Origin of the sequence: Pseudomonas koreensis (assembly GCF_024169245.1) — a bacterium.
Classification (GTDB): Bacteria; Pseudomonadota; Gammaproteobacteria; order Pseudomonadales; family Pseudomonadaceae; genus Aquipseudomonas; species Aquipseudomonas koreensis_F.
This window is the reverse complement of record NZ_JALJWP010000001.1, coordinates 3,802,962-3,829,707: the sequence shown is the minus strand read 5'-3', so window position 1 is coordinate 3,829,707 and position 26,746 is coordinate 3,802,962. Positions and strand designations below refer to the sequence as shown.

The 26,746-nt window shown below is 60.7% G+C and carries 24 protein-coding genes; 13 read left to right on the top strand and 11 right to left on the bottom strand.

Annotated features, from left to right (window positions below; all coding sequences use genetic code 11):
- The first annotated feature begins 70 nt into the window (after positions 1–70).
- From J2Y90_RS17040 to J2Y90_RS17030, 3 genes are all read left to right on the top strand, one after another.
- Complete coding sequence (locus J2Y90_RS17040) at positions 71–460, top strand: hypothetical protein (protein ID WP_253500965.1); 390 nt, start codon at positions 71–73, stop codon at positions 458–460.
- 42 nt (positions 461–502) lie between these two features.
- Positions 503–919 (top strand): organic hydroperoxide resistance protein, encoded by a 417-nt coding sequence (locus J2Y90_RS17035; RefSeq protein WP_253500964.1) that lies wholly within the window; start codon positions 503–505, stop codon positions 917–919.
- Positions 920–1,057: 138 nt separating this feature from the next.
- On the top strand, positions 1,058–2,491 hold the full coding sequence (locus J2Y90_RS17030; protein ID WP_253500963.1) for a catalase: 1,434 nt from the start codon (positions 1,058–1,060) through the stop codon (positions 2,489–2,491).
- 65 nt (positions 2,492–2,556) lie between these two features.
- Here the strand turns inward: J2Y90_RS17030 and J2Y90_RS17025 are convergent, their stop codons facing one another.
- From J2Y90_RS17025 to J2Y90_RS17005, 5 genes are all read right to left on the bottom strand, one after another.
- Positions 2,557–3,975, bottom strand: coding sequence for an aldehyde dehydrogenase family protein (locus J2Y90_RS17025; protein WP_253500962.1), 1,419 nt, complete (start codon positions 3,973–3,975; stop codon positions 2,557–2,559).
- A 94-nt stretch (positions 3,976–4,069) separates the two neighbouring features.
- Positions 4,070–4,819 carry a creatininase family protein gene (locus J2Y90_RS17020; protein WP_253500961.1) on the bottom strand — a complete coding sequence of 250 codons (750 nt, stop codon included), beginning with the start codon at positions 4,817–4,819 and terminating at the stop codon, positions 4,070–4,072.
- Between the two features lie 39 nt (positions 4,820–4,858).
- A complete protein-coding gene (locus J2Y90_RS17015) occupies positions 4,859–5,368 on the bottom strand; it encodes a cytochrome P460 family protein (RefSeq protein ID WP_253500960.1) in 510 nt (169 codons plus the stop codon).
- A gap of 18 nt (positions 5,369–5,386) precedes the next feature.
- Complete coding sequence (locus J2Y90_RS17010) at positions 5,387–6,457, bottom strand: alpha/beta fold hydrolase (protein ID WP_253500959.1); 1,071 nt, start codon at positions 6,455–6,457, stop codon at positions 5,387–5,389.
- A 60-nt stretch (positions 6,458–6,517) separates the two neighbouring features.
- Positions 6,518–7,867 carry an epoxide hydrolase family protein gene (locus J2Y90_RS17005; protein WP_253500958.1) on the bottom strand — a complete coding sequence of 450 codons (1,350 nt, stop codon included), beginning with the start codon at positions 7,865–7,867 and terminating at the stop codon, positions 6,518–6,520.
- A 298-nt stretch (positions 7,868–8,165) separates the two neighbouring features.
- Between J2Y90_RS17005 and J2Y90_RS17000 the strand changes: the two genes are divergently transcribed.
- Entirely contained in the window at positions 8,166–9,422 is a 1,257-nt protein-coding gene (locus J2Y90_RS17000; RefSeq protein WP_253500957.1) for an MFS transporter, read from the top strand.
- 69 nt (positions 9,423–9,491) lie between these two features.
- On the opposite strand, the gene J2Y90_RS16995 is transcribed toward J2Y90_RS17000, so the two are convergent.
- Positions 9,492–10,457: a quinone oxidoreductase family protein gene (locus J2Y90_RS16995; RefSeq protein WP_253500956.1), complete on the bottom strand. Its 966-nt coding sequence runs from the start codon at positions 10,455–10,457 to the stop codon at positions 9,492–9,494.
- Positions 10,458–10,811: 354 nt separating this feature from the next.
- On the opposite strand from J2Y90_RS16995, the gene J2Y90_RS16990 reads away from it, so the two are divergent.
- From J2Y90_RS16990 to J2Y90_RS16980, 3 genes are read left to right on the top strand one after another with little or no spacing between them, the layout of a single operon-like run.
- Entirely contained in the window at positions 10,812–13,655 is a 2,844-nt protein-coding gene (locus J2Y90_RS16990; RefSeq protein WP_253500955.1) for a PAS domain-containing protein, read from the top strand.
- Positions 13,652–14,023 carry a response regulator gene (locus J2Y90_RS16985; RefSeq protein WP_253500954.1) on the top strand — a complete coding sequence of 124 codons (372 nt, stop codon included), beginning with the start codon at positions 13,652–13,654 and terminating at the stop codon, positions 14,021–14,023. Before J2Y90_RS16990 ends, J2Y90_RS16985 begins: the two co-directional genes overlap by 4 nt.
- A 31-nt stretch (positions 14,024–14,054) precedes the next feature.
- Positions 14,055–14,714, top strand: coding sequence for a response regulator transcription factor (locus tag J2Y90_RS16980; RefSeq protein WP_253500953.1), 660 nt, complete (start codon positions 14,055–14,057; stop codon positions 14,712–14,714).
- A 17-nt stretch (positions 14,715–14,731) separates the two neighbouring features.
- On the opposite strand, the gene J2Y90_RS16975 is transcribed toward J2Y90_RS16980, so the two are convergent.
- On the bottom strand, positions 14,732–17,617 hold the full coding sequence (locus tag J2Y90_RS16975; RefSeq protein WP_253500952.1) for an ATP-binding protein: 2,886 nt from the start codon (positions 17,615–17,617) through the stop codon (positions 14,732–14,734).
- A gap of 244 nt (positions 17,618–17,861) precedes the next feature.
- Positions 17,862–18,872 (bottom strand): zinc-dependent alcohol dehydrogenase family protein, encoded by a 1,011-nt coding sequence (locus tag J2Y90_RS16970; RefSeq protein ID WP_253500951.1) that lies wholly within the window; start codon positions 18,870–18,872, stop codon positions 17,862–17,864.
- 158 nt (positions 18,873–19,030) lie between these two features.
- Between J2Y90_RS16970 and J2Y90_RS16965 the strand changes: the two genes are divergently transcribed.
- Complete coding sequence (locus J2Y90_RS16965) at positions 19,031–19,945, top strand: LysR family transcriptional regulator (protein WP_253500950.1); 915 nt, start codon at positions 19,031–19,033, stop codon at positions 19,943–19,945.
- Between the two features lie 12 nt (positions 19,946–19,957).
- On the opposite strand, the gene J2Y90_RS16960 is transcribed toward J2Y90_RS16965, so the two are convergent.
- Positions 19,958–20,842 (bottom strand): LysR family transcriptional regulator, encoded by an 885-nt coding sequence (locus tag J2Y90_RS16960; protein WP_253500949.1) that lies wholly within the window; start codon positions 20,840–20,842, stop codon positions 19,958–19,960.
- 164 nt (positions 20,843–21,006) lie between these two features.
- Here J2Y90_RS16960 and J2Y90_RS16955 point away from each other — a divergent pair, with 164 nt between their 5' ends.
- The 5 genes from J2Y90_RS16955 to J2Y90_RS16935 all read left to right on the top strand — a co-directional run bounded on the left by J2Y90_RS16955 (position 21,007) and on the right by J2Y90_RS16935 (position 25,481).
- Positions 21,007–22,380 carry an MFS transporter gene (locus tag J2Y90_RS16955; protein WP_253500948.1) on the top strand — a complete coding sequence of 458 codons (1,374 nt, stop codon included), beginning with the start codon at positions 21,007–21,009 and terminating at the stop codon, positions 22,378–22,380.
- The gene (locus tag J2Y90_RS16950; RefSeq protein WP_253500947.1) at positions 22,377–22,817 is read left to right on the top strand and encodes a type II 3-dehydroquinate dehydratase; all 441 of its coding nucleotides are present in this window, start codon (positions 22,377–22,379) and stop codon (positions 22,815–22,817) included. The genes J2Y90_RS16955 and J2Y90_RS16950 overlap by 4 nt, the downstream gene beginning before the upstream one ends.
- 208 nt (positions 22,818–23,025) lie before the next feature.
- On the top strand, positions 23,026–23,235 hold the full coding sequence (locus J2Y90_RS16945) for a hypothetical protein (RefSeq protein ID WP_253500946.1): 210 nt from the start codon (positions 23,026–23,028) through the stop codon (positions 23,233–23,235).
- Between the two features lie 189 nt (positions 23,236–23,424).
- The gene (locus J2Y90_RS16940) at positions 23,425–24,249 is read left to right on the top strand and encodes an oxidoreductase (RefSeq protein ID WP_253500945.1); all 825 of its coding nucleotides are present in this window, start codon (positions 23,425–23,427) and stop codon (positions 24,247–24,249) included.
- 290 nt (positions 24,250–24,539) lie between these two features.
- Positions 24,540–25,481, top strand: coding sequence for an AraC family transcriptional regulator (locus J2Y90_RS16935; RefSeq protein ID WP_253500944.1), 942 nt, complete (start codon positions 24,540–24,542; stop codon positions 25,479–25,481).
- A 4-nt stretch (positions 25,482–25,485) separates the two neighbouring features.
- Here J2Y90_RS16935 and J2Y90_RS16930 read toward each other — a convergent pair whose 3' ends face one another.
- Both J2Y90_RS16930 and J2Y90_RS16925 read right to left on the bottom strand, forming a co-directional pair.
- Positions 25,486–25,941 (bottom strand): GNAT family N-acetyltransferase, encoded by a 456-nt coding sequence (locus tag J2Y90_RS16930; RefSeq protein ID WP_253500943.1) that lies wholly within the window; start codon positions 25,939–25,941, stop codon positions 25,486–25,488.
- A gap of 73 nt (positions 25,942–26,014) precedes the next feature.
- Positions 26,015–26,731 carry an SDR family oxidoreductase gene (locus J2Y90_RS16925; RefSeq protein ID WP_253505198.1) on the bottom strand — a complete coding sequence of 239 codons (717 nt, stop codon included), beginning with the start codon at positions 26,729–26,731 and terminating at the stop codon, positions 26,015–26,017.
- Positions 26,732–26,746: the final 15 nt, after the last annotated feature.

The following is a 26,746-nucleotide window of genomic DNA, read 5'->3' as shown; positions in this document are numbered from 1 at the left end:
CGGGCGTCTCGGATCGGTTGCGTTCATGCTTGAACCTCATCCCTGAACATCAGGTGCAGAGGAACCGATCATGCCCCAACGTTATCGCGTCAATTGCCTCAGCCCGGCGCAACGGCCGGGAAACGACGAATTGCATGCCTTGATGGCCGGCGCGCTCAGGCATGACCGGGGCGAATCACAGAAGCTGTTCGCCACGGTGATGCCACTTTTCATCGCTTTTTATGAAGGCCAGGTGCAGGCCGGGCGCATCCAGCACGGCGAAATCGCCGGTCTGGTTCAGCAAGCCTTCAAGGCGCTGTATCTCGAACACACACGCTACGACCCTGCCCAGCCGTTCCGCGCCTGGATTGTCGACTTAGCACGATCGACATTACTCGACAGATCCCACGCCGGTGGCCTATTCGATCCGCTGGGCGGCATCGTCACATGCCGCGCTCGTGAAGCCTTGCCCGTGAGCTGATTCGCGTGCGCGCTGCCGCGCCCACAAGCCCAGGAAATTCCTATGATCAACATCGAAAAAACCCTCTACAGCGGGCGCACCTATACCTCGGGCGGGCGTGAGGGCAGTGCTCGCAGCCTCGATGGACGGCTCGATCTCAAGCTGTCGCCTCCAGGCGCCCCCGGCACCGGTACCAATCCTGAACAATTGTTCGCTGTATGCTGGTCAGCCTGCTTTCTCGGTTCACTGCGCCACGCCTGCAATGCACGTAAAATCGCTTTTCCCTCCAGCGCCGGCGTCGATGCGCAGATCGATCTGGTGCACGGTGAACACGGCTTTGCGTTGCAGGCCCGGCTCGCTGTATCGCTCCCCGACATCGAGGCCGAAACCGCGATGCAGCTCATCGAAGCGGCGCACCAGAACTGCCCCTACTCCAAAGCCACACGCGGCAATATACCCGTGCGCATTACCCTCGCCTGATTTCCCGCTGCTCAACCTTCGCATGGCTTGGCGACACCATCGTGTAATAGCAGGCGTGCATGGCATTTGGTGTGATTGAGCGTCCTTCTCGGACACGGACCCATCCGTCACAACACCGATCAATGCCGGGAGTCGCGCATGAACAAGCTAACGACCGCCGCTGGCGCGCCAGTGGTCGACAACAACAATACGCAAACCGCCGGCCCCAGAGGTCCGGCACTGCTACAGGACGTTTGGCTGCTGGAAAAGCTTGCGCATTTCGATCGCGAGGTCATTCCAGAGCGGCGCATGCATGCCAAGGGTTCAGGGGCCTTCGGTACCTTCACCGTCACCCACGACATCAGCCGCTACACCAAGGCCAGAGTGTTTTGCGAAGTGGGCAAGCGCACCGACATTTTCGTGCGGTTCTCGACCGTTGCCGGTGAGCGCGGCGCCGCTGATGCCGAGCGCGATATCCGCGGGTTTGCCATCAAGTTTTACACGGAGCAAGGCAACTGGGATCTGGTAGGCAATAACACGCCAGTATTCTTCTTGCGCGATCCACTGAAATTTCCCGACCTCAATCACGCAGTCAAACGCGATCCTCGCAGCAACCTGCGCAGCGCCCGGAACAACTGGGACTTCTGGACCCTGCTGCCCGAGGCGCTGCACCAGGTTACGATCGTCATGAGCGATCGCGGTCTGCCGCAGTCCTACCGGCACATGCACGGGTTCGGCAGCCATACCTACAGCTTCATCTCCCCGGCCAACGAACGGTTCTGGGTCAAGTTCACCTGGAAAACCCAGCAAGGCATCGAGAACCTGACCGACGAGCAGGCCGCGACGCTCGTCGGCAACGATCGCGAAAGCGCCCAACGCGACTTGTACACCAGCATCGAGCAAGGCCAGTTCCCGCGATGGAAACTGTTTGTGCAAGTCATGCCTGAAAGCGATGCCGGTACCTGTCCGATCAATCCCTTCGACTTGACCAAAGTCTGGCCGCACCGGGATTACCCGCTGATTGAAGTCGGCATGCTCGAGCTCAACCGCAACCCGGACAACTACTTTGCCGATGTCGAACAGGCCGCGTTCAACCCGGCCAACGTCGTGCCTGGTATCGGTTTCTCGCCGGACAAAATGCTCCAGGCGCGCTTGTTCTCCTACGGGGATGCGCAACGTTACCGCGTCGGCGTCAATCACCACCAGATTCCGGTGAATGCGCCCCGCTGCGCGGTCAACAGTTTCCACCGCGACGGACAGATGCGCACTGACGCGAACGCGGCCAGCACCCTGGGGTATGAGCCCAACAGTTACGGCGAATGGGCCGAGCAACCGGACTTTGCGGAGCCACCGTTGGCCCTTCACGGCAGCGCCGGGCATTGGAATCACCGCGAAGACACAGACTACTTCTCGCAACCGGGGGCGCTGTTCCGTCTGATGAGCCCCGCGCAGCAACAGGCGTTGTTCGACAACACCGCTCGCGCAATCAAAGGCGCGTCGGCGCAGTCGATCCAGCGCCATATCGAGCACTGCACAAAGGCCGATCCGGCGTATGGCGCTGGTGTTGCCCTGGCGATTGAACGGCTGGTTTGATCTCACCCTTCAGCAGAAGCAAGCGACGATGCCTGCTTCTGCTGAAGTCCCCGCCGCAGGCGGCGCTAGTCTTGGACGATGCTCTTGGCTTCCAGAAAGCCTTCCAGACCAAACACGCCGAACTCCCGGCCAACACCGGACTGCTTGACCCCACCGAACGGCGCCAGCAACTCGGGAGCGATTCTGTTGATCAATACCGAGCCGGCCTGCAGCCGGGCCGCCACGCGTCGCGCGCGTTGCGCCTGCCGGGTGAACACATAAGCCTGCAAGCCGTAGTCACTGGCATTGGCAATGTCGATGGCCTGCTCCTCCGAGTCATAGGCAATGATTGACAGCACCGGGCCGAAGATCTCTTCGCGTGCAATGTCCATGTCATTGTCGACGTCGGCAAACACCGTCGGCCGGACGAAGTAGCCTCTGTCCAGGCCTGCCGGCCTGCCCTCACCGCCGACAATCAGTGTCGCACCCTGCACCACGCCGCGCCGGATGAAATGCTGGATGCGCTCGTATTGGGCCTGATTGACCAGTGGCCCGATAACGGTAGCCGGATCCTGCGGAGGGCCAACGACGAGTGCCTCGACCAGACTTCTGACTCGCTCGATGACGCCTTGAGCCTGCGCGCGCGGCACCAGCAGACGCGTACCGGCCACGCAGGCCTGACCGTTGTTCATGAACGCGACGTTCACTGCCTGGGGAAGCGCTGTATCGAGGTCGGCATCGTCGAGGATGATGGACGCCGACTTGCCGGTGAGTGACAGGTTCACGCGCTTCATGGTGTCGATACCGGCGCGAGCAATGAGCTTGCCGGTGGCCGTGGAACCGGTGAAGGAGATTTTCGCAATGTGTGGGCTGGAGCTGAGCTCGTCGCCGACATCTTTGCCGCGTCCCAGCAAAATATTGAACACGCCATTCGGCAACCCTGCGCGATGCAGTGCCTGCGCGAGGACGTCGGTCTGCAACGGACTCAGCTCACTCGGCTTGATCACCGCAGCACAACCGGCCGCGAGCGCCGAAGCCAGTTTGCTGCACACAGTGCCGGCGGTGCTGTTCCAGGGGGCGATCAGCGCCGCGACACCGACCGGTTCCATTATTACGGTGGCGTCGCCAATCTTGCGCACGAGGTCGCAGTCCTTCAGCACCTGCGCAGCATTGGCAAACGACTGCGAAGCGTAACGACTGACCCATTGCGCGCGAGCCAGCGGTGCGCCGTATTCTTCAATGGCCGCGTCGCGCTGTTCATCAGTGCTGGCCTGCACGGCGACCTGCAATTGCTCGAGCATTTCGATGCGTTCGGCCTTGGAGCTGCGCTTCATCGCCTCTTGCGCACGCGAAGCGGCAGCGATGGCGCGTCGGGCATCGTCACGATCCGCCAGAGTGACCGTGCCGATCACTTGCTCGGTCGCCGGATTGATGCAGGACAAGGTTTCACTGCCATGCACCGCAACGAATGCCCCGTCAATGTAACTGTGATTGATCTTCCACATCGTGGCTTACCTCGTTGATCAGGTTTTCCCGGTGATGAAACATCAGCGCCAGGCAAATCCTGGCGCTGATCACGCTGACAAACCGTGACCCTGCTCAGCCCGGCATGGTTTCCTGACTGAAGGCCTGTACTTCGCGCACCAGCCCCCGCGCCGCCATTTCTACCAGTTGCCGACCTTTTTCCGGTGAGGCCTGCGCCGGGTCCGAGCCCATGCGGCCATCCGGATGACGATGGCGAAAATCGGCAGCTTCACGAATCGGCCCCCAATTGGCGATCTGCGGCGAGTAGTCCGCCGACTTGATCGCATGCGGGTAAGCCCACTGCGTCACGGCAATCTCCGAAGGTGTGGCATGCACGCCGTGGCCTGTCGGGAACTGATCGCGTGCCAGGTCATTGACCCCCTCCAGATCCCACCAGTTACACAACTTCAAGGCAAAACCCGCCGAGCGTCGGGCGAAACTGGCCTCGGCGTACAACTCGGAAAATGCCGCTTCAATCGAAGCGACATTGCCGCCATGGCCATTGAGGAAGAAGATTTTTTCAAAGCCATGGGCCGCCAGCGAACGCGTCCAGTCACCGATCGCCGCGATGAACGTCGACGGCCGTAGCGAAATGGTGCCGGGGAAGCCCAAATGATGCTGGGCCATGCCGATATTGAAGGTCGGCGCAATCAGGATGTCGGCGCTCTGTTGCGCCTGATGGGCAATGATTTCCGGGCACATCCAGTCAGTCCCCAGCAATCCGGTGGGACCGTGCTGCTCGTTGGAACCGATCGGGATGACCACGGTGCGGCTGCGCTTGAGAAATTGTTCGATTTCTGTCCAGGTCGATAGATGTAAAAGCATCGGCGTTCTCTCTGTGCGAAGGTTCAGGGTTTAACGCGATCAGGGCGCAAATCGCGTGAAAACGAAATCGTGATCACGCACCCGCGCCTGATGGCAGGCGAAGCAGGTCTGGTGCTGGGCTTCATCGGCCGGTTTGCCGTCGATGAACCGACCGAAGCCCCAACCGCCGGTGGCGGCATATTTTTTCGAGTCTTTGACCATCACCTGCACGGTCGTGGCCGCGCCAGGTATCGACGCCGGCTCGAACTCTGGTGACTGCACGTGTTTCCAGGCGAGCTTGACCAGCACCGTGCCGTCAGGAAATGGCAGCGTCGATTGCTGGTACGCCTTGATCGCCCGGTCATTGCCCACCACTGCACGCAGTTCATCCAGAGGCGCTGCCTCTTGAGCGGGTGCGATCAGCGGCCAGAGTCGATAGTGCTCCGGCAGTTTCACGCCGTAGATGGGCGAAGCGTCGCCGCGAGTGTCGTCGGCGATGGCGATACCGGCTGCGATCGCCACGACAGCTGTGACGGTCGTTGATAGCGCGGCCAAAGTCTTGAGCTTCATCGTGGCCATCCTTCGTTCTCAAAGATGATCGGCATCGATTACGGCCTGTGCAAAGGCTTGCGGTGCTTCTTGCGGCAAGTTGTGGCCAACGCCACCGCTGATCAAGCGGTATTCGTATTTGCCGGTAAAACGCTTGGCGTAGGCCTCGGCCGGCGGATGGGGAGCGCCATTGGCGTCACCTTCCATAGTGATGGTCGGTACGCTGATGGACGGGAAAGCCGCGAGCTTTTTCTCCAGCGCATCGTATCTGGCCTCGCCCTGGACCAATCCCAAACGCCAGCGATAGTTGAAAATCGACACCGCGACGTGATCCGGATTCTGTAGCGCTGCGGCGCTGCGATCATAAGTGGCGTCGTCGAAATTCCACTGCGGCGAGGCCAGTTTCCAGATGAGTCTGGCGAAATCGTGGGTGTTCTTTTCATAACCCACGCGCCCGCGTTCGGTGGCGAAATAGAACTGATACCACCACTGCAATTCCGCAGCGGGCGGCAACGGTGCCTTGCCAGCGTCCTGGCTGCCGATCAGATAACCGCTGACCGCCACCAGTGCCTTGACTCGCTCAGGCCACAACGCCGCAACAATGTCAGCGGTACGTGCGCCCCAGTCATAGCCACCAAGGACGGCTTGTTTGATGTGCAGCGCATCCATGAAATCGATCAGATCACTGGCCAACGCGGCTGGCTGGCCGTTGCGCACGGTCTTGGCGGACAGAAATCGAGTGTCGCCATAACCGCGCGCATAAGGAATCAAGACCCGATAGCCCTTCTGCGCCAGCGCCGGCGCCACATCGGCGTAACTGTGAATATCGTAGGGCCAGCCGTGCAGCAGAATGACCACCGGACCATCGGCCGGGCCCACTTCGGCGTAGGCGACATCCAGAAGTCCGGCCTTGACGTGCTTCAGCGGCCCGAAGGAAACGTTGCTGCCGGCGGTAATGGCCGGGATTTTCCCTGCGGCCACCTCAGCGGCAGACGCTGTCGCGGGTACCAGGCTCAACAGGCCCGCTTGCAGCAAGGCGATCGCCAGAATGGATCGGGCGAGCAAACCGCGATGCCCTGCTGCTGAGTGATTCAACGAGAGGTTATTCATGATGCGTCTCCTGAGGGAACCGCGCTGGCGCGGCCCCGATTGGTCCGGTGATGGATAGCTTCAATGCGAGGTTGTCTGAACCGCAGCCCGCAGGGGGCGGAACGCCTCGCGCAGTTCTTCGCTGAACAGTTGCGGTTGTTCCCACGCGGCGAAATGGCCGCCCTTGCTGACCTCGTTGTAATAGGAGAGCGATGGGTACGCACGCTGCGCCCAGACTTTCGGCGCGCGGTAGATTTCATGCGGGAACACCGTGATCGCCACCGGCACCTTGATGGCGCTGGTCTTCTGCGCGGCGGCGCTGAAGTTATTGTTGTTGTTCTCCCAATAGAAACGCGAGGACGCCGCACCCGTGTTGGTCAGCCAGTACAGGCTGATGTCGTCGAGCATTTCATCACGGCTGAGCACGCGCTCCGGGTGGCCGTCACTGTCGGTCCAGGCTGCAAATTTTTCATACATCCACGCCGCACTGCCGGCCGGCGAATCGGCCAGCAGATAGCCGATGGTCTGCGGCCGGGTCACCATCATGGCGCCGTAGGCAGCGTTGCGACCGAAGAAAGTGCTGAGGGCGTTATAGGCGTTACGCTCGGGTTCACTCAGCCCGTCGGGCGCCGGATCGCCACTGTTGATCGGCTTGACCAGCTCCGGCGGCACGGTCGCCGGCATGTTCAGGTGAATCCCCAGGAGTCCGGGCGGTGAGAGGCGACCCAATGCATCGGAAATAACCGAGCCGTGGTCGCCGCCCTGAGATACATAATGGCTGTAACCCAGGCGTTTCATCAGTACATCCCAGGCTTTGGCTACCCGATCGGGTCCCCAGCCCAACTCGGTCGGTTTGCCGGAAAAACCGTGGCCGGGGATCGACGGAATCACCACGTCGAAAGAGTCTTCTGCCCGCCCGCCGTATGCCGTCGGGTCGGTCAACGGGCCGATGGCGCTGAGGAACTCGAACTGCGAGCCGGGCCAGCCGTGGGTCAGAATCAGTGGCATGGCATTGGGGTTGCGTGAGCGCACATGAATGAATTGAATGTCGACACCGTCGATGGTGGTAACGAACTCGGGCAAGGCATTGAGCTTCGCCTCGGCTTTGCGCCAGTCATAACCGTTGCCCCAGTACTTCACTAGCTCCTTGACCTGAGCCAGTTGCACACCTTGTGAGTCGTCATTGACCGTTTCCTTATCCGGCCAGCGAGTGTCGGCGATGCGTTTGCGCAAGTCGGTCAATTGCGCTTCATCGACATGAATCCGGTACGGGCGAATGGCTTGCGCCTGCGCCGCCGCCACGCTGGTGCCCGGTTGTTCGGCGGCCGTGCTGGCCGCCCATGCACCACAACTGGCCGCCAGGGTCGCAAAACCGAAGATGCCTGCCCTGACGCGTCTGCGCCATGTAATAAGGGGGGAAGCCACACGCATGATCAATCTCCTTGGAAAGTCGGTGCCTGCTGCCACGACGGTGTCAGAGGTCGGCGACGCGGCCGGGACGCAGGGTTCAGCGGCGTCATTCGCGACAGCGCAGTTGACGCAGCCCGATCAAATCATCGGCTGACTTCTCGGACGATTACACGATGGTGTCGGTCGATACTTTGGTATCAGAGGCCAGCGCAGCCCGGCACACTGGGCAAAATCAGGATCAGAGAAAAAGCTCGACGCCGCCGCAGCGCATTGCCAGCATTGGGGCTCTCGAAAAAACAATAACGTCCAGGAAACAGCGATGCGCGGGGAAACAATGCTCAAGGCGGCGGATGACACTGCCGCGCCCTTCTCCCAGTGGCGGATGATCGGCCTGTGCATGCTGTTCAACGTGATTGACGGCATGGACGTGATGGCCATGGCATTCACTGCCAGCAGCGTCGCCAGAGAATGGGCATTGACCGGTGCACAGACCGGCCTGCTGCTCAGTGCCAGTCTGGTTGGCATGGCGCTCGGTTCGCTGCTGGCCGGGCCGCTTGCAGATCGCTACGGACGGCGGCCGATCTTGCTGGCCGGGTTATTGCTCAGTGGCGTGAGCATGCTGCTGTCGTTCTGGAGCGCGGGTCACTGCGGGTTGATGGCGTTGCGCGTGCTGACGGGCATCGGTACCGGTGTGGTGCTGGTGGCCGCCAATGTGCTGACTTACGAACGCGCCAGCGTCAATCGACGCCACCTGGCCATCGCTCTCCAGTCGATGGCCTTCGCTTGCGGCGCCAGCCTGGGTGGCCTGTTGGCCCATGCGCTGAACGTCGGCGCTGGCTGGCGTTACGTATTTCTCACGGGCGGGCTGATCACACTGGCGGCCACCCTGGCGGGCGCTCTGTGGCTGCGCGAGTCGGGCCCGTTTCTCGCGCTTGACCGGCAAACAATTCAGGTCGGCACGAAGACGTTGCCCTACACGCAGTACCGGCCGCTGTTTGTCGCCGGGCAGTGGCAGCAGACCACCTCCCTCGCGCTGGCATTGCTGTTATTGATGGCGTGCTTTTACTTTGTGATGAGCTGGACCCCGACACTGATGACCCGAAACGGTTTTTCCGAACAACAGGGCGCGGTCAGTGGCGTACTGCTGTGCGCTGGCGGCATGTCCGGGGCGCTATTGATGGGGCTGGCGGCCAATCGTTTTGGCTGCCGACGATTGCTGCTGAGCTTTCTGCTGTTCAATTCCGGCGTGATGATCCTGATTGTGCCAGCCACGGGCGCGGCGGGTTTGGCCATCGTCGCGTGCGTCACCACCGGCCTGCTGCTCAACGGCGCCATCGCGGCGATCTTCATTCTCACTCCGCAAGCATTTGCTACCGCGATTCGCACCACGGGCGTTGGCGTGGTCCTGGCGACGGGGCGCATCGGCGCCATCGTCTCCCCGGTCATCGCCGGCATGCTTCTGGACGCACGATGGACCGCACAGGATCTGTTCATGTTTTTCGCCGGCAATCAGGTCCTGGCGGCACTGCTGGTCTGGCGTGGCTGCAGAGGCTCGAAGGCATGCAGCACACCGTGAGTCGAGGCTGAGGTTTTACCAGTTCATGTCGATTGCTCCGGGTCAGGTGGATGGGCAGCTGCCACGTTGTCAGGGATTGATGATCAACTTGCCGGACGTCCGTCGTGACTCGATATCGCGATGGGCCTGCGCGGCCTGCGCCAACGAATAGCGTCGGCCGATCATGGTTTTCAACTTGCCTTCAAGCACCCAGGCGAACAACTCCCGGGAATGTTCCAGCAAGGCTTCACGGCTGCGCACGTAATGCATGACCGACGGGTAAGTCAGCTTGATGCTGCGCGGCAGGGAAAAGACATCAATCGGCGCGATCGCATTCATGAACGGCCCGTACAGGGCCAGCGTGCCGAAGTAATCCAGCAGTTCGATCGAATCAGCAAAGCCTTCTGCCCCGGTGCCGTCATAGACCACATTGACCCGCTGGCCTTCGGTCAGACGCAACACTTGGCTGGCAACCTGGCTCGCCCGACCGATCACCACATAGTCGGCGCCCGCCGCAATGACCGCATCGACCTTGTCGGCCTGGGAAACCCGGCCTATTACCTTGCCCCCACGCAGTTTGATCAGTTGGGTGAGCATCTGCCCTACACCACCAGCGGCAGCATGGACGAAGGCGATGTCACCAGGGCGAACGGCATACACGCTGTTGACCAGATTGCTCGCCGTCAGGCCCTGCATCATCACGCTCGCCGCCGTGTCAAAGTCGATGGCGTCGGGCAGTGGCACCAATTGACTGACCGGCGCGAGTACTTGCTGCGCATAACTGCCGGGTACGTAGTGCCAGGCAACCCGATCGCCGGGCTGGACATCGCGCACGCCCGGTCCGATGGCCATCACCAGCCCCGCACCTTCGACGCCCGGCGTCAGCGGCAACGACCATGCCGCGCCCAGGCCCCGGCGGGTGCCGGTGTCCATGAAGTTGATACCCGCCGCCATGACCTTGACCAGCGCCTGCCCAGGGCCCGGTGCCGACAGTTGGATGTCCTCCAGGGCCATGACATCGGGATCGCCGAACGTATGCATCACCATCGCTTTCATAAGTGTCGAGCCTGCCGCGCGGACGCTCTGCCCTGCCGTATGTCATCACCGCAGAACAGGCGTCATGTTGAATTCATTCAAGCGTCGAGTGACGTTGAAACCGCTGCCAATGCTGCGCGGGGGGTGTATCTGCGATGTTTCGTCAACGGCGCGGTTTGCATGCTGATGTAACCGCGCTGCTCGTTGATACAGTGGCTTACACAAGTGCGGGCAGAGTGTTTGAACGAGGTCTGTGAGATGCCTGGGAAGACGCAACGGCGGGGATATTCGCCTCGGGCGACACCAAAGTATGATGGGCGAGCGCGGGCCAAAGGCGCATCTTTGTTCAATGGCGACAGCACAACGAGAATCGGTATGGCGAATGACCTCAAGCACGTCATGGACGCGCTGCCGGGCGTGGTTTTGACCGCAGCGCCGGATGGCTTTGTCGATTACGCCAACCGGCAATGGCAGGCCTTCACCGGAGGCGATGACGTTGCTGCCATGGGTGGCGCCTGGCAATCGGCGATTCATCCCGATGATCGTGCCGTGCTGCTCGAGCGCTTGCGCGCCACTGCAGACGTTGACGGCTCCCAGCCGATCGCCGCCCGCCTCTTGCGCCATGACGGCCGTTATCGGCGGTTCATGTGGCGTTTTTCCAGGCTGGAGTCGAGCACAGACCGACCCGCAGGAATTTGCGCGCTGGGCACTGAAACAACGTCTGCCGAGCCCATCGCCACCGCCGATGCCGGCAAGCCCTTTGACGTCGACCTGATCATCGACAGCATCCCGGCGATGGTCGCGTTCATGACCCCGACCGGGGAACTGGAGCAGGTCAACCGGCAGATTCAGGACTACATTGGTTATCCCCTCGACGTGCTGAAAAACTGGGCCGCCAGCGATACCGTGCATCCAGACGATTTGCCATCGGTCATCGCCGCGTGGACGCATTCGGTCACCAACGGCGAACCCTACATGATCGAGCACCGCATCCGTCGCAGTGACGGCGCCTATCGCTGGTTCCATGTGCGTGGCCTGCCACTGCGCGACAGCCAGGGCGACATCACCCGTTGGTGCGTGTTGCAGGTGGATATCGACGAACGTCGGCGCGACAAGGCATTGATCGCCCAGGCGCTGGCGGAAGTCAGCGCTTCGGAGGATCGCCTGCGCAACATCATCGACGCCGTGCCTGGGTTTGTCTGGAGCGCTTCGCCGCAAGGCAGCGTCAGTTTCGTCAATCAACGCTGGTGCGATTACACCGGCATGACCCTCAGCGAAGCCTGTGGCAGCGGCTGGACGGCCTCGATCCATCCCGACGACGCCAACCGTCTGGAGCACTATTGGCACGGGCTGTTGCAGTCAGGTAACGCCGGTGAGTACGAGGCACGTCTGCGTCGTTTCGACGGTACTTTTCGCTGGTTTCTGATCAGAGCCGTACCGCAGCGCGACGCCGCCGGGCATGTATTGCGCTGGTATGGCGAGAACACCGATATCGACGACCGCAAGCAGGCGCAACTGCTGCTCGACGGGGAAAAACGCCTGCTGGCCCTGATGGCCGGCGGCACATCCTTGCCCGTTATCCTGCAGACACTGTGCGAAATCATCGAAGGCCTGATCGAAAACTGTGCCGCCAGCGTCGTGCTGGTCGAACCCAAGCGGCGTGCAAAAACACATGAACCGGCATTGCGAGTGCTTCAGGGGACGGCGACAGGCCTGCCTGCAGACCTGTTGCCAGGTATCGACGCAAAACTGCGGCGCGCCGATCAAAGTCCGATCATCATGGCCGCCACCACCCATACACCGATCATGAGCGATGACCTTCTGCAGGAACCGCGCTGGAGCGATTGGGGCGCGGCGGCGCTGGCCCATGGCTTTCGGGGCCACTGCTCGATGCCGATCAGCGCCAACAGTGGCGACGTCAGCGGTGTGCTGTCAGTGCTGCGCCGGTCAACCACGGCACTGTCAGCACGGCAACAGAATCTCATTGCGCAGTTCACCCATCTGGCCAGCATTGCCATTGACCGGGTGCGCGCCGAGGCTGCGCTCAAGCAGAGCGAAGCCTTTCTCGCCAAAGCCCAGCGTCTGAGCGCGACGGGGACGTTTTCCTGGCGCGTAAGCAGCGACGAGATCACCTGGTCTGACGAGGTCTACCGGATCCTCGAACTGGACCCGGCCACCACGCCGAGCTTTGACGCGATCTATCGGCGCGTTCACCCGGACGACCTGTCCAGCCATCGCGAAATGATCCGGCGCCAGCGCCGCCAGGGTCGGGACTTCGAACATGAGCATCGCCTGCTGATGCCTGACGGTGCAGTCAAATACGTTCGTCTGGTTGCACACTCGATCGCAGACGCACGCGAAGGTCTGGAGTACATCGCCGCGCTGCAGGACATCACCCAGTGCCGGTTGGCCGAGGAGGTCCTGAGCAAGGCACGCTCCGAGCTGACGCATCTGGCCAGAGCGGCGAGCCTCGGCGCAGTCACCGCGTCCATCGCCCATGAGGTCAACCAGCCGCTGGCCGGGATCATCACCAATGCCAGCACCTGCCTGCGCATGCTCGGCGCCGACCCGCCGAACGTCGAAGGCGCCCGCGAGACCGCCCGGCGCACCATTCGCGACGGCAATCGCGCCGCTGACGTGATCAACCGCTTGCGTGCGCTGTTCGCGAAAAAAAGTATCACCCTGGAAAGTGTCGACCTGAACGCAGCGGCGCAAGAGGTCATCGCCATGCTGCTGGGTGAATTGCAGCGCAGTCGCGTGGTGCTGCACCCGCAATTCGCCGACGCCCTGCCGCCGGTCAAGGGTGACAGGGTGCAACTGCAGCAGGTGATTCTGAACTTGATCATGAATGCCATAGAAGCCATGCACAGCATTACCGAGCGCACCCGCCACATGCTGGTCAGTACCGGCGTGACCATTGATCAACAGGTGTTCCTCGCCGTGCGCGACAGCGGCGCCGGTGTCGACCCGCAGGACATGGAGCGGATATTCAACACTTTCTACACCACCAAAAGCACGGGTATGGGCATTGGCCTGTCGATCAGCCGCTCCATCATCGAACGGCACGAGGGCAATCTGTGGGCTTGCGCCAATGACGGCCCGGGCGCCACGTTTCAGTTTTCACTCCCACAACTGACCGCACAGGCCACTGAGCATGGCGAGAGCCTGCAGCCGGGTGCGAATGACCATGCCTTTGATGCCAGAGAGGAAAACCGATGAGTGTGCCTCTGCTCGTTTCCATCGTCGACGACGATGAGTCGGTGCGCGAATCGCTGCCGGATCTGATCAAGGAATTCGGCTTCGCGGTGCAGGCATTTGCCTCGGCGCAGGATTATCTGGCGTCGCCCTGTCTGGATTCCACGCGCTGCCTGATTCTCGATGTGGCCATGCCCGGTATGTCGGGGCCGGAACTGCTCAAGGAGCTGGTATTTCGCGGCTATCGCGTACCGGTTATCTTCATCACCGCGCACAGCGATGCCCGCGAACAGGCGCAACTGCGTCAGTGCGGCGCGGTGGATTGCCTGATCAAGCCATTCAGCGAGGCGCAGTTGCTCAAAGCCTTGAGCGCCGCGCTGCCGCTCGATTGAGCCCGTCGCCGTTACACAGGGAGCAGACACCGTGAATTCGAAAAACACATGGGTCACAGGACACGCAGCATCGCCGGGCGAAGACCGACCTGTGGTGTTCGTGGTCGATGACGATATTTCCGTGCGCGAATCGCTGGAGCTGTTGATCGGTTTCGCCGGCTGGCAGCCGCGTCTTTTCGACTCGGCGCAAGCGTTTCTCGATGCGCCACGGCCGCTCGTGCCCAGTTGCCTGGTGCTGGATATCAATTTGCCTGACCTCAGTGGTCTTGATCTGCAAACGTCGATTGCCGGTGACAAGCGCCACATGCCGATCATTTTCATTACCGGCTATGGCGATATTCCGTTGACCGTGCGTGCGTTGAAGGCTGGCGCGGTGGAGTTTCTGACCAAACCGTTCGATGACGACGTATTGCTCAAAGCCATGGCCGACGCGCTGCAGAGCAGCCATGCAGCGCTCGACGAGGTGAAGCACCAGCGCTGTCTATTGCAGGCCTACCGTTCGCTGACCCCGCGCGAACAGGAGATCATGGCGCGGGTCGTCAGCGGACGCCTGAACAAACTGATTGCCGCCGACCTCAACATCAGCGAGATCACCGTCAAGGCCCATCGCGGCAAAGTCATGCGCAAAATGCAAGCGCGGTCCCTGGCGGATCTGGTGAAAATGGCGGCGTTGATCAGACCCGATCCTTGAGCTCGCCGCTCGGATACTCAATGAGCTTGCTGCACCAGCGCATGCAGCCGGCGAACATCGAGCGTGTCGAAACCTTCCGAGACTTTTTGCTGGCATGTTTCGAGTAATTCTAGCGCCTGTACCCGGTCGCCCTGCTCCAGCCATGTCCGGGCCAGGTCCATCGACGCCCTCAATTCCCACGACCAGGCGCCTTGTTGCTGGCTCATATGGCGTGACGCTTGCAGTATTTCGATCGCTGGCTGCAGGCTTTCGCCGTCCATTATCTTGACCAGGCTGGCCTTGATGCGCAGCAACTCGGGCAGCGCGAAAGCATCGCCGCTGGCACGGCAATGGCTGATCGTGCCGTCGACCACGCGCAGCGCTTTTTCATACTGGCGCTGCAGAACCAAACCTTCGGCCAGTGCAATTTCGAATGACGTGGTGAGCAGCTCGTAACGCATGCCATGCAACTGCGCCAGACTTTCTTCGAGCCGCTCGACCGCATCGCCAGGCTCTTCGGCACGGATCGCAATGGCCGCACGCAACCCTTGGGCGGCGGCGATGTAAGGGCCGAGTGCGTTGGTTTCGGCGATGCTGGCGAAGCGTTCGAGACTGGCTCGGGCTTTGCGCAAATCGCCGGTCCAGAGGTAAATGCACAGGATCCAGACCATCGCAATGCAATAGGTCACCGCATGCTGCAACGCAGCAGCCTCGGTTTCGATCTGCTCGGCCCAGCGCCGGGCCTGATCCGGATAACCCAACAGCCAAAGCGTACGCGCCAGGGCCAGACCGGTGCGATTGCGATGGTCGAAGCCGTAATAGATCGTCCCACTGCGTCTGGACGGCAGGCTATTACGCAACGAGCTTTCCAGCTGTTGCCGCGCCAGCGGCTGATCACCGAGCAAGTGATGGGAAATGCCGGCCAGAGAATCGGCAATGGCGACAGCTTCAGGCTTGTTCAGCGCCTTGCCGACCTTGCTGGCCTGCTCGGCCCAGGCCAGCGAGGCGGCGAAATCGCCGATGCGTTCATAGAAGATCTGCAATCGCCCGAGCATGCGCAGTTGCGACCAGTCATCGCCCAACGCAACAGCGATGTCGAACGCGCGCAGCAACGCCCTCTGCGCCGCCTCGCTGTTGCCACGGGTGAACATCAACACCAGACCGAGAGCCGCTTGCAGCTCCATTTCCGTCGGCGTACCGAAGTAGCCAAGTTCGAGTAGCTCCGCCGCGCGCGCGCACCAGGTGCGGCACTCGACCAGCAATGAAAAATGCAGGAACAATGCCGCGCTGGCCGCCGCGAGCGGCAATGCCAGGCCCGGATCCCCGTGTGGGCCGAAACTCCACTCCAAGGCACTGCGAACGTTGCCCAACTGGCTGGCAAGACGCGCCGAGTTGGCATAGATCTCATTGGGCGAAGTGCCCAGACGCCCCAGCAGCTCCAGATAAAACGCCGCATGGCGGAACGACAGTGTGCTGACTTCGGCCTCGCCTCGCCGGGACAGCTTCTCGCGCGTGTAAGCACGGGTCATTTCCAGCAAACGATACGACCCTGTCGGGTCGCTCTGGTGGAGGCTGATCAGGCCTTTGCAGACCAGCTCATCAAGCATCGCTGCGGCCGTGGCCGGGTCGATCTGCGCGTCAGCGATCACCTGCGCTGCCGCGTCCAGGGAGAATGGCCCGACGAACACCGAAAAACGCTCCAGTGCCAGACGCTCCAGCGGCGTCAGCAGGTCGTAGCTCCAGTCGAGCATCCCGCGCAAGGTCTGATGGCGTGGCGTCGCCGTTCTGCGTCCCGACCAGCCCAGCGAGAAACGCTCGCCCAATGAGGCGTGGGTGGACCTCACGCCGTGGCTGGCCACGCGCATCGCCGCAAGCTCGATCGGCAAAGCCATGCCTTCCAGGCGCCGGCACATGTCAGCGATCAGTTGCGCGTCATCGTCGTCCAGCACCAGCGCCGCGTTACCCGAACAAGCCCGCTCGACAAACAGGCGGATGGCGGCGAAACCGAGCAACGCTTCGATCGACAAGAGCTGCGGCTCACGGGGAAATTCGAGCGGGTTGAGCCAGTGAATGTATTCGCCACGGGCGCGCAACGGTTCGCGGCTGGTAGCCAGAATGCCGACATTCGGGGCGGCGTCGCTGATCTGCTCGACAATGGAGGAAACCGCATCAATCAAGTGTTCGCAATTGTCGATGACCAGTAACAGCCTGTGCATGCGCAAATGTGCAAGCAGGACGAACATCGGCTCTTCGGCCTGTACCGCGATGTCCAACGCCCGGGCCAGCGCCGACAGCACCAGCGTCGGGTCTTCGACCTGTGCCAGATCGACAAAACGAACGGTCTGATTCCCCTGGGCGCTGATGCGGTGGGCAACCTCGACGGCCAGGCTGGTCTTGCCTACACCGCCGGGCCCGACAAGGGTGAACAGCTTGGGTTGCAGCAAATGGTCGGTGACCAGTTGCACGTCGGTTTCCCGGCCTAACAGCTGCGCGCGTGGAGGCAGGTGACAGCGCGGTTCGAATGCACAGTCATCGGCCGGGTCTGCAGCGACTACGTTGGCTTGCGCCTCACCCTCATGTCGCTCCAGCGTGGCGACAAACGCGTAGCCGACGCCGACCTGAGTGGCGATGTAGCGGGCCTGTCCATCACCCTCGCCGAGAATCCGCCGCAGAGCGGCCATGTGAAAACGCAGGCTGCCTTCTTCAACGATGATGTCGGGCCAGACCTGCTTGAGCAGGTCGCTTTTGGTCAACACCCGCCCCGGTCGCGCCAGCAACGCAATCAACAGATCCAGCGCGCGGCCGCCAATCTCGACGGCAATGCCGTTCCTGGCCAGCAACCGTTTCGCCGGAAAAACGCTGAACGGGCCGAAAACATAATGGCTGTTGCTGGATGCGTGCGGTTCGTCGGGGCGAGACTCCACGTGGATCGATCTCTCAATTGATGCGGCGAACGCCGATGGAAAATCCTGTGCGCAGGCTTTGAATCATAGGTATTTTCCGGGACCTTTCAAGTGAGTGTGTTCATCTGCACGACGGCACCGCAACCCCATTGTCACGCGGCAAGATTCGTCGAAATCACCCCTGCCGCCTCGCGCGATGGTTGAACGTGGCGAGCCGTAAAACCGAAACAAGAGAAAGGCGCCTTCACCGGCGCCTTTTTCGTTGTCAGCCCACCTTGATCACCACCTTGCCAAACGCCCCCTTCGCTAGATGCTCATACGCCTCACGCGCCTGTTCAAACGGGTACACATGGTCGATCACCGGGCGAATGTCATGTTCGGCGAGGAACACGTTCATCCGGTCGAACGACGAACGCGGTGCCACCGCAATGCCGCGAATGGTGGTCTGGCGGAAGATCAGCGGCATCAGATTCAGTTCGACGGTCTGCCCTGTGAGAAAGCCGATCTGCGCAATTCGGCCCGAAGCTTTGGTCGCTGCTACCGACTGATTGATGCCATTGCCTCCCGCCACATCGAGCAGCAGATCCACACCCTTGTCTTCGGTAAGTTTCAACACCTCGTCCGCCCAGTCCGGCGTGGTGCGGTAGTTGATACCGGCGACCGCGCCCAGCCGTTTTACCGCGTGCAGGTTGTCATCACTGCTTGAGGTTGCGATGACCTTGGCACCCAGCGCCGTGGCGATCTGGACGGCGAAGATCGACACGCCGCCGGTGCCCTGCACCAACACGGTCTGGCCCGGTTGAATCGCGCCGAAATCCACCAGCGAGTACCACGCGGTGAGCGCAGCGATTGGCAGGGTCGCCGCCTCTTCATCGCTCATGTTGGCCGGCGCGCCGACAGCGCTGTCCTGGTGAATGATCATGTACTCGGCCAAACCGCCCGGCAGCGGCGAACCGAAGCAGTAATCCGGCTCGTTCGGCCCCGGCTCGCCGTCCAGCCAGCGCGAATACAGATGCGAATTGACCCGGTCGCCGACCTTGAAACGAGTAACACCGTCGCCGATGGCGACCACGGTACCGGCGGCATCGCTGACCGGGATCAGCGGTTTCGGCACCATGTGCGGCTCGTAGATACCGTCAACGATGGCCTTGTCGCGGAAATTCAGCGACACCGCGCCGACCTTGACCAGCAGCTCGCCAGGCTTGGGCTGCGGCGTTTCAATCTCGCCCAGTTGCAGATTGTCGAGCCCGAAATCTTTCAGTAACCACGCTTTCATGGTGAGTCTCCAAATGCATTTATTGGCCGCAAACCCTCAGCAGGTTTGCCTTGGGCTTATGATTGGCTTTCACAGCAGCGCAATAAATGCTTGGAAACAGACAGGATTGTTCTATTCTCAGGCAACAAATCCAGACACTGAAGCTCATCGGAAAAGTCATGGAATTACTGCAATCGATGCGCCTGTTCGCCCGACTGGCTGAGCTGGGCAGTTTCACCAAAGCTGCCGAGTCGCTGGACATTGGCCGGCCCCAGGTCACTCGCTATATTCAGGAACTGGAAACATCGCTGGGCGTGCGCTTGTTCCAGCGCACTACAAGGAAAGTGGCGCTCACCGCCGAGGGTGAGCTTTTCTATCAGCGGGTCCAGGAAATTCTGGCCGAGATCACCGCCGCCACCACAATGTTCGATCGCACCGGAGCCACGCTGTCCGGCCGCCTGCGCATCGACATTCCGACGGCGTTCGCGCAGCTGGAATTCATCAGAAGCCTGCGCGAATTCACCGACACCTACCCCGGCATCGATATGGTGCTGGGCGTCACTGATCGCGCGGTTGATCTGGTCGGCGAAGGCATCGACTGCGCGCTGCGCATCGGCGAGCTGCCCGACTCAACCCTGATCGCCCGCCCCATCGCCCTGGCGACCATGGTCACCTGCGCTGCGCCCGAGTATTTGCGCGAGCACGGCACACCGCAGACGCTTGCAGACCTGGCGAAGCATCAAGGCGTGAATTTTTTGTCTGGCCAGAACAACCGCACCTTGCCCTGGCAGTTTTCAGTTGAGGGCAAGCAGCAAACCTACATCAGCCGCAAAGGCATTACCGTGACTGAATCGAACGCTTACGTGCAGTGTGGCGTGTCGGGCTTCGGCATCATTCAGGCACCGGGTATCGCGGTTGCCGAGCATTTGGCTAACGGTGCTCTGATGGAAATTCTGCAACCGCTGCGCCCGCTGCCTCGGTCGGTATCGCTGCTGTACCCGAGCCGCACGCATTTGCCAGCGCAGGTGCAGGTGTTTATCGAGTGGTTGCGGGTGCGGTTTGTGCAGTTGTATAGGGCGTGGGTAGAGGACTGACGGCGGACCTTTTCACTCCCAGCCGTGCGCCTCTTCGATGAAGTGCAGCACCGCACTGGAGCGCTCATCGATGCGTGAAATCAACGACAGCTCACTGACCATTTCCGGTTGCGTCAGCGGGATGATCCGAATGCCCGGCATGCTCAACCGGGTGACCGCTTCAGGCACGATACTCAAGCCGATGCCCGCCGCCACCAGGCCCGGGATGCTCATCAGTGACGGCACGTACATGATGTTCTCGGGATGCAGTTGGTTCTGGCGGCATGCCTGCAGTGTATGCGAGGTAAGTCCGATACCGGCGCTGTCCTGCAACAGCACGAATTTCTCGTGGCGCAGTGTCGCCAGCTCGCCGCTGAAGCGGTCCGCCAGTTCATGGTTGTCGGGAATCAGCAAGACCAGGCGTGACTGGCTGAAATGATGGGTACGCAGACGATCCGGCAAGTGATCCTTGAACACGCGGGCAAAGGCCAGATCGAGCTTGTGGTCGAGCAACATGTCGAACTGCGCGCGGATCCCGGCATCCACCAGCGACACTTTGACTTCGGGGAATGTGCTGAAGTAATGCCGCAGCAATTGCGGCAGGTTGGCTTCGAACAACGCCGAGTGATAACCGATGTTGATTTCGCCGACTTCACCGCGCCGTGCACGTCGCGCCGCGGCCGTCGCCCGTTCACTGGCCTCTATGGACTGCCGCGCGTGCGGCAGGAATGCCTCGCCGGCGGCCGTCAACACCACGCTACGGTTTTCCCGGCGGAACAACGCCAGCCCCAGCTCGGACTCCAGCGTACGCATCAATTGGCTCAGCGCCGGTTGCGCGATGTCCAGCTGTTCGGCTGCCCGGCTGAAATGCTGAAGCTCGGCGGCGACCACGAAGGCCTTGAGATGACGCAATTCCATTTCAATGATCCATAAGGCTGGCTTATCTATTTATCAGGATTTCGATAATTATTCTCTAGAGCGAATGGGCTACTGTCTACTGACTTCGACGATCTGCCCAAGCCAGCGCTGAGCGAAATCGTACGGGGACCCCGTAACCAATAAAAATAATGACGAGCCCCTCAATGAGCACAACCAGTCACGAGACTCATGATTTGCGCATGCCTCGCAAGGCGGTGACCGCTGCGACCATCGGCACTGCGCTGGAATGGTTTGACTTCACCCTGTACGGCGCGGTGTCGGCAACCATCCTGCCCAAGCTGTTTTTCCCGGCCATGGAGCCGACCGCCGGGCTGCTGGCATCGTTAGCGACGTTCGGCGTCGGACTCGCCGCCCGACCGCTGGGCGCGATTACCTGTGGCTATCTCGGCGACAAACTGGGCCGACGCAACCTGATGCTCGCCACCGTCACCCTGATGGGCCTGGCATCGGTGTTGATAGGCTTGTTGCCCACCTATGCGCAGGTGGGGATTCTCGCGCCGATTCTGTTGGTGCTGCTGCGCATCATCCAGGGCTTCGCGCTCGGCGGTGAATCCACCGGGGCGCAACTGATGGCGCTGGAACATGCCACGCGCGATCGCCGCGGGCGCTATTCCGGGCTGCTCGGTGTGTGTTCACCGCTGAGTCAGATATTGGCCAACGGCGTTTTGATGGGCCTGGCTGCCACCCTCTCCAGCGAACAGTTTGAAAGTTTCGGCTGGCGGATTCCCTTCCTGCTCAGCTTCGTGCTAGTGATCGTCGCGATCTATATCCGCCTGAAGGTCGATGAAACCCCGGCCTTCGTCGCGTTGAAGAAGAACCCGGTAAAACAGGAAAAGAGCCCGCTGAAATCGGCCATGGGCAGCCACTACAAGACCATCCTGCGTCTGATGCTGTTTTTCTGCTCACCCGCGGCGCTGTTCTACCTGATCGTGATCTTTTCCCTTAGCTACCTGACCAAGCACCTCGGCTTCAGTCAGTCGACAGGTTTCATGTCGCTGATGGTCGCCAACCTGTTCGCGATTGTCGGGGCGTTGGCCGGTGGTTACTTGTCTGATCGCTGGGGTCGCAAGAAAGCGCTGACGTTCGGTTCGTGCATGACCCTGCTGATCCTGTTCGTGTACTTCCCGATTCTCAACACGCTGAACGTGGCCGCCATCATGGCAATCATGGGTCTGTTCCTCGGTTTCACCCAGTTTCAAAGCGGCATCCAGCCAGTGGCGTTTGCCGAAGCCTTTCCCACCCAGGTGCGCTATTCAGGCTCGGCCCTCGCCTATACCGGCGCCAACCTGGTGATCGGCGGCCCGATGCCGATGATTGCCGTGTGGCTGATGAGCCAGTCCGGCAATTCGCCTTGGCCGTTGGTGACGCTGTGCGCGGTGATCAATCTGATCTCGCTGGCGATGATTCTGATCGGCCCGGAAACCCGCGGCATCGACCTGAACGCCGTGACGCCAGACAACGCCGAAGCCACGGCCACACCGCCCTTCTCTCCAAATAACGCTGCAGGACGACCATGAACCGCACTGTCTTTATTCTCAACGGCCCGAATCTGAATCTGCTGGGCCGCCGTGAGCCACACATTTACGGGCACATCACCCTCGAGCAGATACGCCTGAGCAGTGAGCGACTGGCCGAGGAACTTGATCTGCTCTGCGTGTTTCGCCAGACCAACCATGAAGGCGTAATGGTCGACTGGATTCAGGAAGCCTTCGAACAAGGCGCAGCCGTGATCATCAACCCGGCCGGTCTGTCGTTTCATTCCATTCCGGTACTCGACGCGCTGAAGTTGCTCAGCACACCGCTGATCGAACTGCACCTGTCGAACATCCACGCACGGGATGAATTGCATCGCCACTCGATCATGTCCGGGGTGGTCAATGCCGTGATCTGCGGCATGGGCGCCGACGGTTATGCGCTGGCGATACGGGCGGTCGATGACTTGCTGCGTCGATAGAAAGCGCGACGGGCTCGTTCAGTGAACGCGGACGAGCCCCACTTCAGCGCAACAGAATCAGGCAAATCACCAACAGGATCTGCCTAACGCCGACACCGCCCTGCCCCCTAATCTGAACCCATGCAGAACACACCCCTGCAACGGGTTAACCAGATGTTGATCTGAACGACCCGGACCTCAATCCTTGAATCAGACCGGAGTCACCGCCATGAAAACTGTAAGCCAACTGCTCGCCGTCGCCACTTTCGCTCTGAGCGCCAACGCATTCGCCCTACCGAGCAATCAGGAAGATCGTTTCTTCACCCAGGTCAGCGAGCCACAGCAGACCCTTGCCGCCGACGGTTCAGACCGCACCCCACTGGGTGAGGCCCTCGCCGCTGACGGATCTGACCGCACCCCGGGTCGTCGCGCAGCCTAAGCGCGTGATGCCCGGAAAAGAAAAGTCCTGCGGGTTTGCAACCCGCAGGACTTTTCCGCTTTTTGAGGCAAGACCTGATCGAAAACCCTCTTGATAGGAACAGGCAATACTCGGATCCGATTCGGCATCGCCCGCCAGCGTTATCCGCCCTAGCATGGCCTCTCTCATCGCCTGCAGGAGTACAGATCCATGAAGACCCTTTTCATCACTGGTGTCAGCAGCGGCTTCGGCCAGGCGCTGGCGAGGGAAGCACTTGCCCAAGGCCATAAGATCATCGGCACAGTACGCAGTGAATCCGCTCTGGCTGAGTTCGAGTCCCTGTCGCCCGAGCGCGCACATGGCGTGCTGCTGGACGTCACCGATTTTGATCTGATCGATGCGGTGGTTGCGGCGGTGGAGGATCGTAACGGCCCGGTGGATGTGCTGGTCAACAACGCAGGTTACGGTCATGAGGGGATTTTCGAAGAGTCCTCACTGGAGGAAATGCGCCGCCAGTTCGACGTCAACGTGTTTGGTGCGGTCGCGGTGACCAAGGCGTTCATCCCGTATTTTCGCCAGCGTCGCGCGGGGCGCATCCTCAATATCACCTCCATGGGCGGCCATATCACCATGCTGGGGATCGCCTGGTACTGCGGCAGCAAGTTTGCGCTTGAGGGGATCTCCGACACCTTGAGCAAGGAGCTTGCGCCCTTCAACATTTTTGTCACCGCCGTCGCACCGGGATCGTTTCGCACCGACTGGGCGGGCCGCTCGATGCATCGCACGCCGCGCAGTATCAGTGATTACGACGCAAGCTTCGATCCGGTGCGCAAGGCCCGGGAGGAGAAAAACGGCCGCCAACTGGGCGATCCGCAGAAAGCTGCACGCGCGATGCTGACGATTATCGACAGCCCAAACCCGCCGGCTCACCTACTGCTTGGCAGTGATGCTCTGGCCTTGGTGCGTGACAAGTTGCAGCAGACGGCGGAGAGTATTGAGCAATGGGAAGACCTTAGCCGCTCGACGGATGGCTGAAGGCACGAAGATCAAGAGCCCCTCACCCCAGCCCTCTCCCGGAGGGAGAGGGAGCCGACCTCGGTGGATTCAAATCCTGAGCCTGCCTCGAAGATTTCCGCAGGGCTTATTACGCCAGAACAGCGCGGTCAGCATTCGGCGCGATTTTTAGGGTCGGCATATCCCGACCAAACACCACGGTCAGTCCCCTCTCCCTCTGGGAGAGGGCTAGGGTGAGGGCTCTGTCTGACACCCCTCCAATCAGCCAGACACGTTCAAACGCGCCAATCACAGGGAGAACCCACAAGTCCATGCCAAAACCGAAAGACCCGCTCACAACACGCATGGTCCAGCTGATGAGCCAGCTCGCCCCGCTGGAAGGTTACAACCTCACCCCGCTGGACGATGTGCGTTTCCTGCGCTCCAACCGACCGCTGACACGCACGCCGGTGCTGTATGAACCGGGCATCGTGATCCTTTGTCAGGGGCGTAAACGCGGTTATCTCGGTGATGATGTCTACGTCTACGACGCGCAGCACTATCTGGTGGTGTCGGTCCCGGTACCCTTCACCATGGAAACCGACGCCAGCGAAACGGAGCCGATGCTCGCGGTGTACGTGCGTCTGGATTTCGCCCTGGCTGGCGAGCTGATTCAGCAAGTGGATGAGCTGTGGGATTTCCCCACGTCCCAGCCGATGGGCATGTACGCCTCGCCGCTCGACGAACCGCTACGCCAATCGACCCTGCGCTTTCTTGAAGTGATGAGCAACGATGCCGACGCGCGAATCCTCGGCCCGGCGATGCTGCGTGAGCTCTACTACCGCATCCTCACCGGCGAACAAGGTGGCACCCTGCGCGCCGCCATCGCCCAGCAAGGCCAGTTCGGCAAAGTGACCCGCGCCATCCACAAGATCCACAGTTGCTATCACCAGCACCTCGACGTAGAGACCCTCGCCGAAGAGGCGCAGATGAGCGTGCCGAATTTTCATCTGCACTTTCGCAAGGTCACCGATTCCTCGCCGATGCAGTATCTGAAGTCGACGCGATTGCACCAGGCGCGATTGCTGATGCTGCGCAACGACCTGACTGCGGCAAAATCTGCATTTCTGGTCGGTTACGAAAGTGCCTCGCAATTCAGCCGCGACTTCAAACGCCTCTTCGGCCGCACACCGCTAGCGGAAGTGGCGTGGATGAAACAGGCCTATGCGTTGCCGGCACCGACGACTGCTTCACCGTTTGTGTCTTCGCATTGATCTTTTAACGTGCCAGCGTCTTCGCCATGATGATCGTGCGCTCCTCCTGATGAAATTCATCTCTGACTTTCTTGAAGCCGAGCGAAGCATAGAAGCCTTCTGCGGTGACTGAGGAAGGAACGCGCAGCAGGTGGAAACCTGCGTCCATGGCGAGTGATTGAATGCTCTTCATCAGCTGTCTTCCGACACCCATTCCTTGATAGTCCGGGTCGACAAATACGCTTCGAACAACGTCTCGATCGAGACTTGCCGTTGCGACGATTTGATTGTCGAGCGCAGCGACCAGCACCTGACGCTCAGCCAACAAGCGAAGGATCTTCGAGGGCGAAAAACTGTCAATCACTCGATCAATGATATCGGGTGGATAGTCGCGGGCATTGCTCTCACGGAGCGTCTTGATGATCGTTTCACTGATAGCCGGCGCATCCGCATCTTTTGCGATTTGTATTTGAATACTCATCAAAAGGCTCCTTGCTTGTCAGTTCCATGTACCGCGCACTTATCACAGCAAATTCGCAAAATATGCCTGTCCGCTATTTACCTCCGAGGCTTCCGCCTCCATCGACACTGATCACCTGCCCAGTCACGAACGAAGCTTGTGCACTCAGCAGGAAAGTAATGAGCGAGGCAACTTCGGCGGGCGTTCCCAATCTTTGCATCGGAATGGTAGAGATTATTTGCCGCTCGCCGTCACTTCCCACCGGGCGCGTTTTGCGAAAAAGCTCGGTGTCGATAGGGCCTGGCGCGACGGCATTGACGGTGATGCCCGTCGGCGCCAATTCAAGCGCCCATGTACGAGTGATGCCGACCAGAGCGCTTTTTGCAGCAGCGTAAGCCGTTCTGTCACGGGCGCCATAAATGGCACGGCTGCACACATTGACGATGCGACCAGCAGCAGACCGTTTGAGCGACGGCAAGCAAGCCTGGGTAACTTGCACGGAGGCTCTGACATTCAAATCAAAGACTTTTTGCAGCGTTTCCAGATCGAGCGTTTCGAGGCTTTGCGCAGTCGCAACGCCGGCGTTATTGACCACGGCATCAATCGGTGTCTGCTCCAGCAGAGTCCCGAGCATCTCGCCTGTCTGTTGGACGTCGCTTAAATCCGCGAGCAATAGCTTCCCGGGAAAATCATCAATCGGATGTCGGGCAATACCGACCACGTTCCACCCCGCTTGGTGCAACTGGGCACTGAGCGCGAAACCAATGCCTTTGGTTGCACCTGTTATCAGTGCGGTTCGGCAGTTGCTCATCATCAGCTTCTCCTC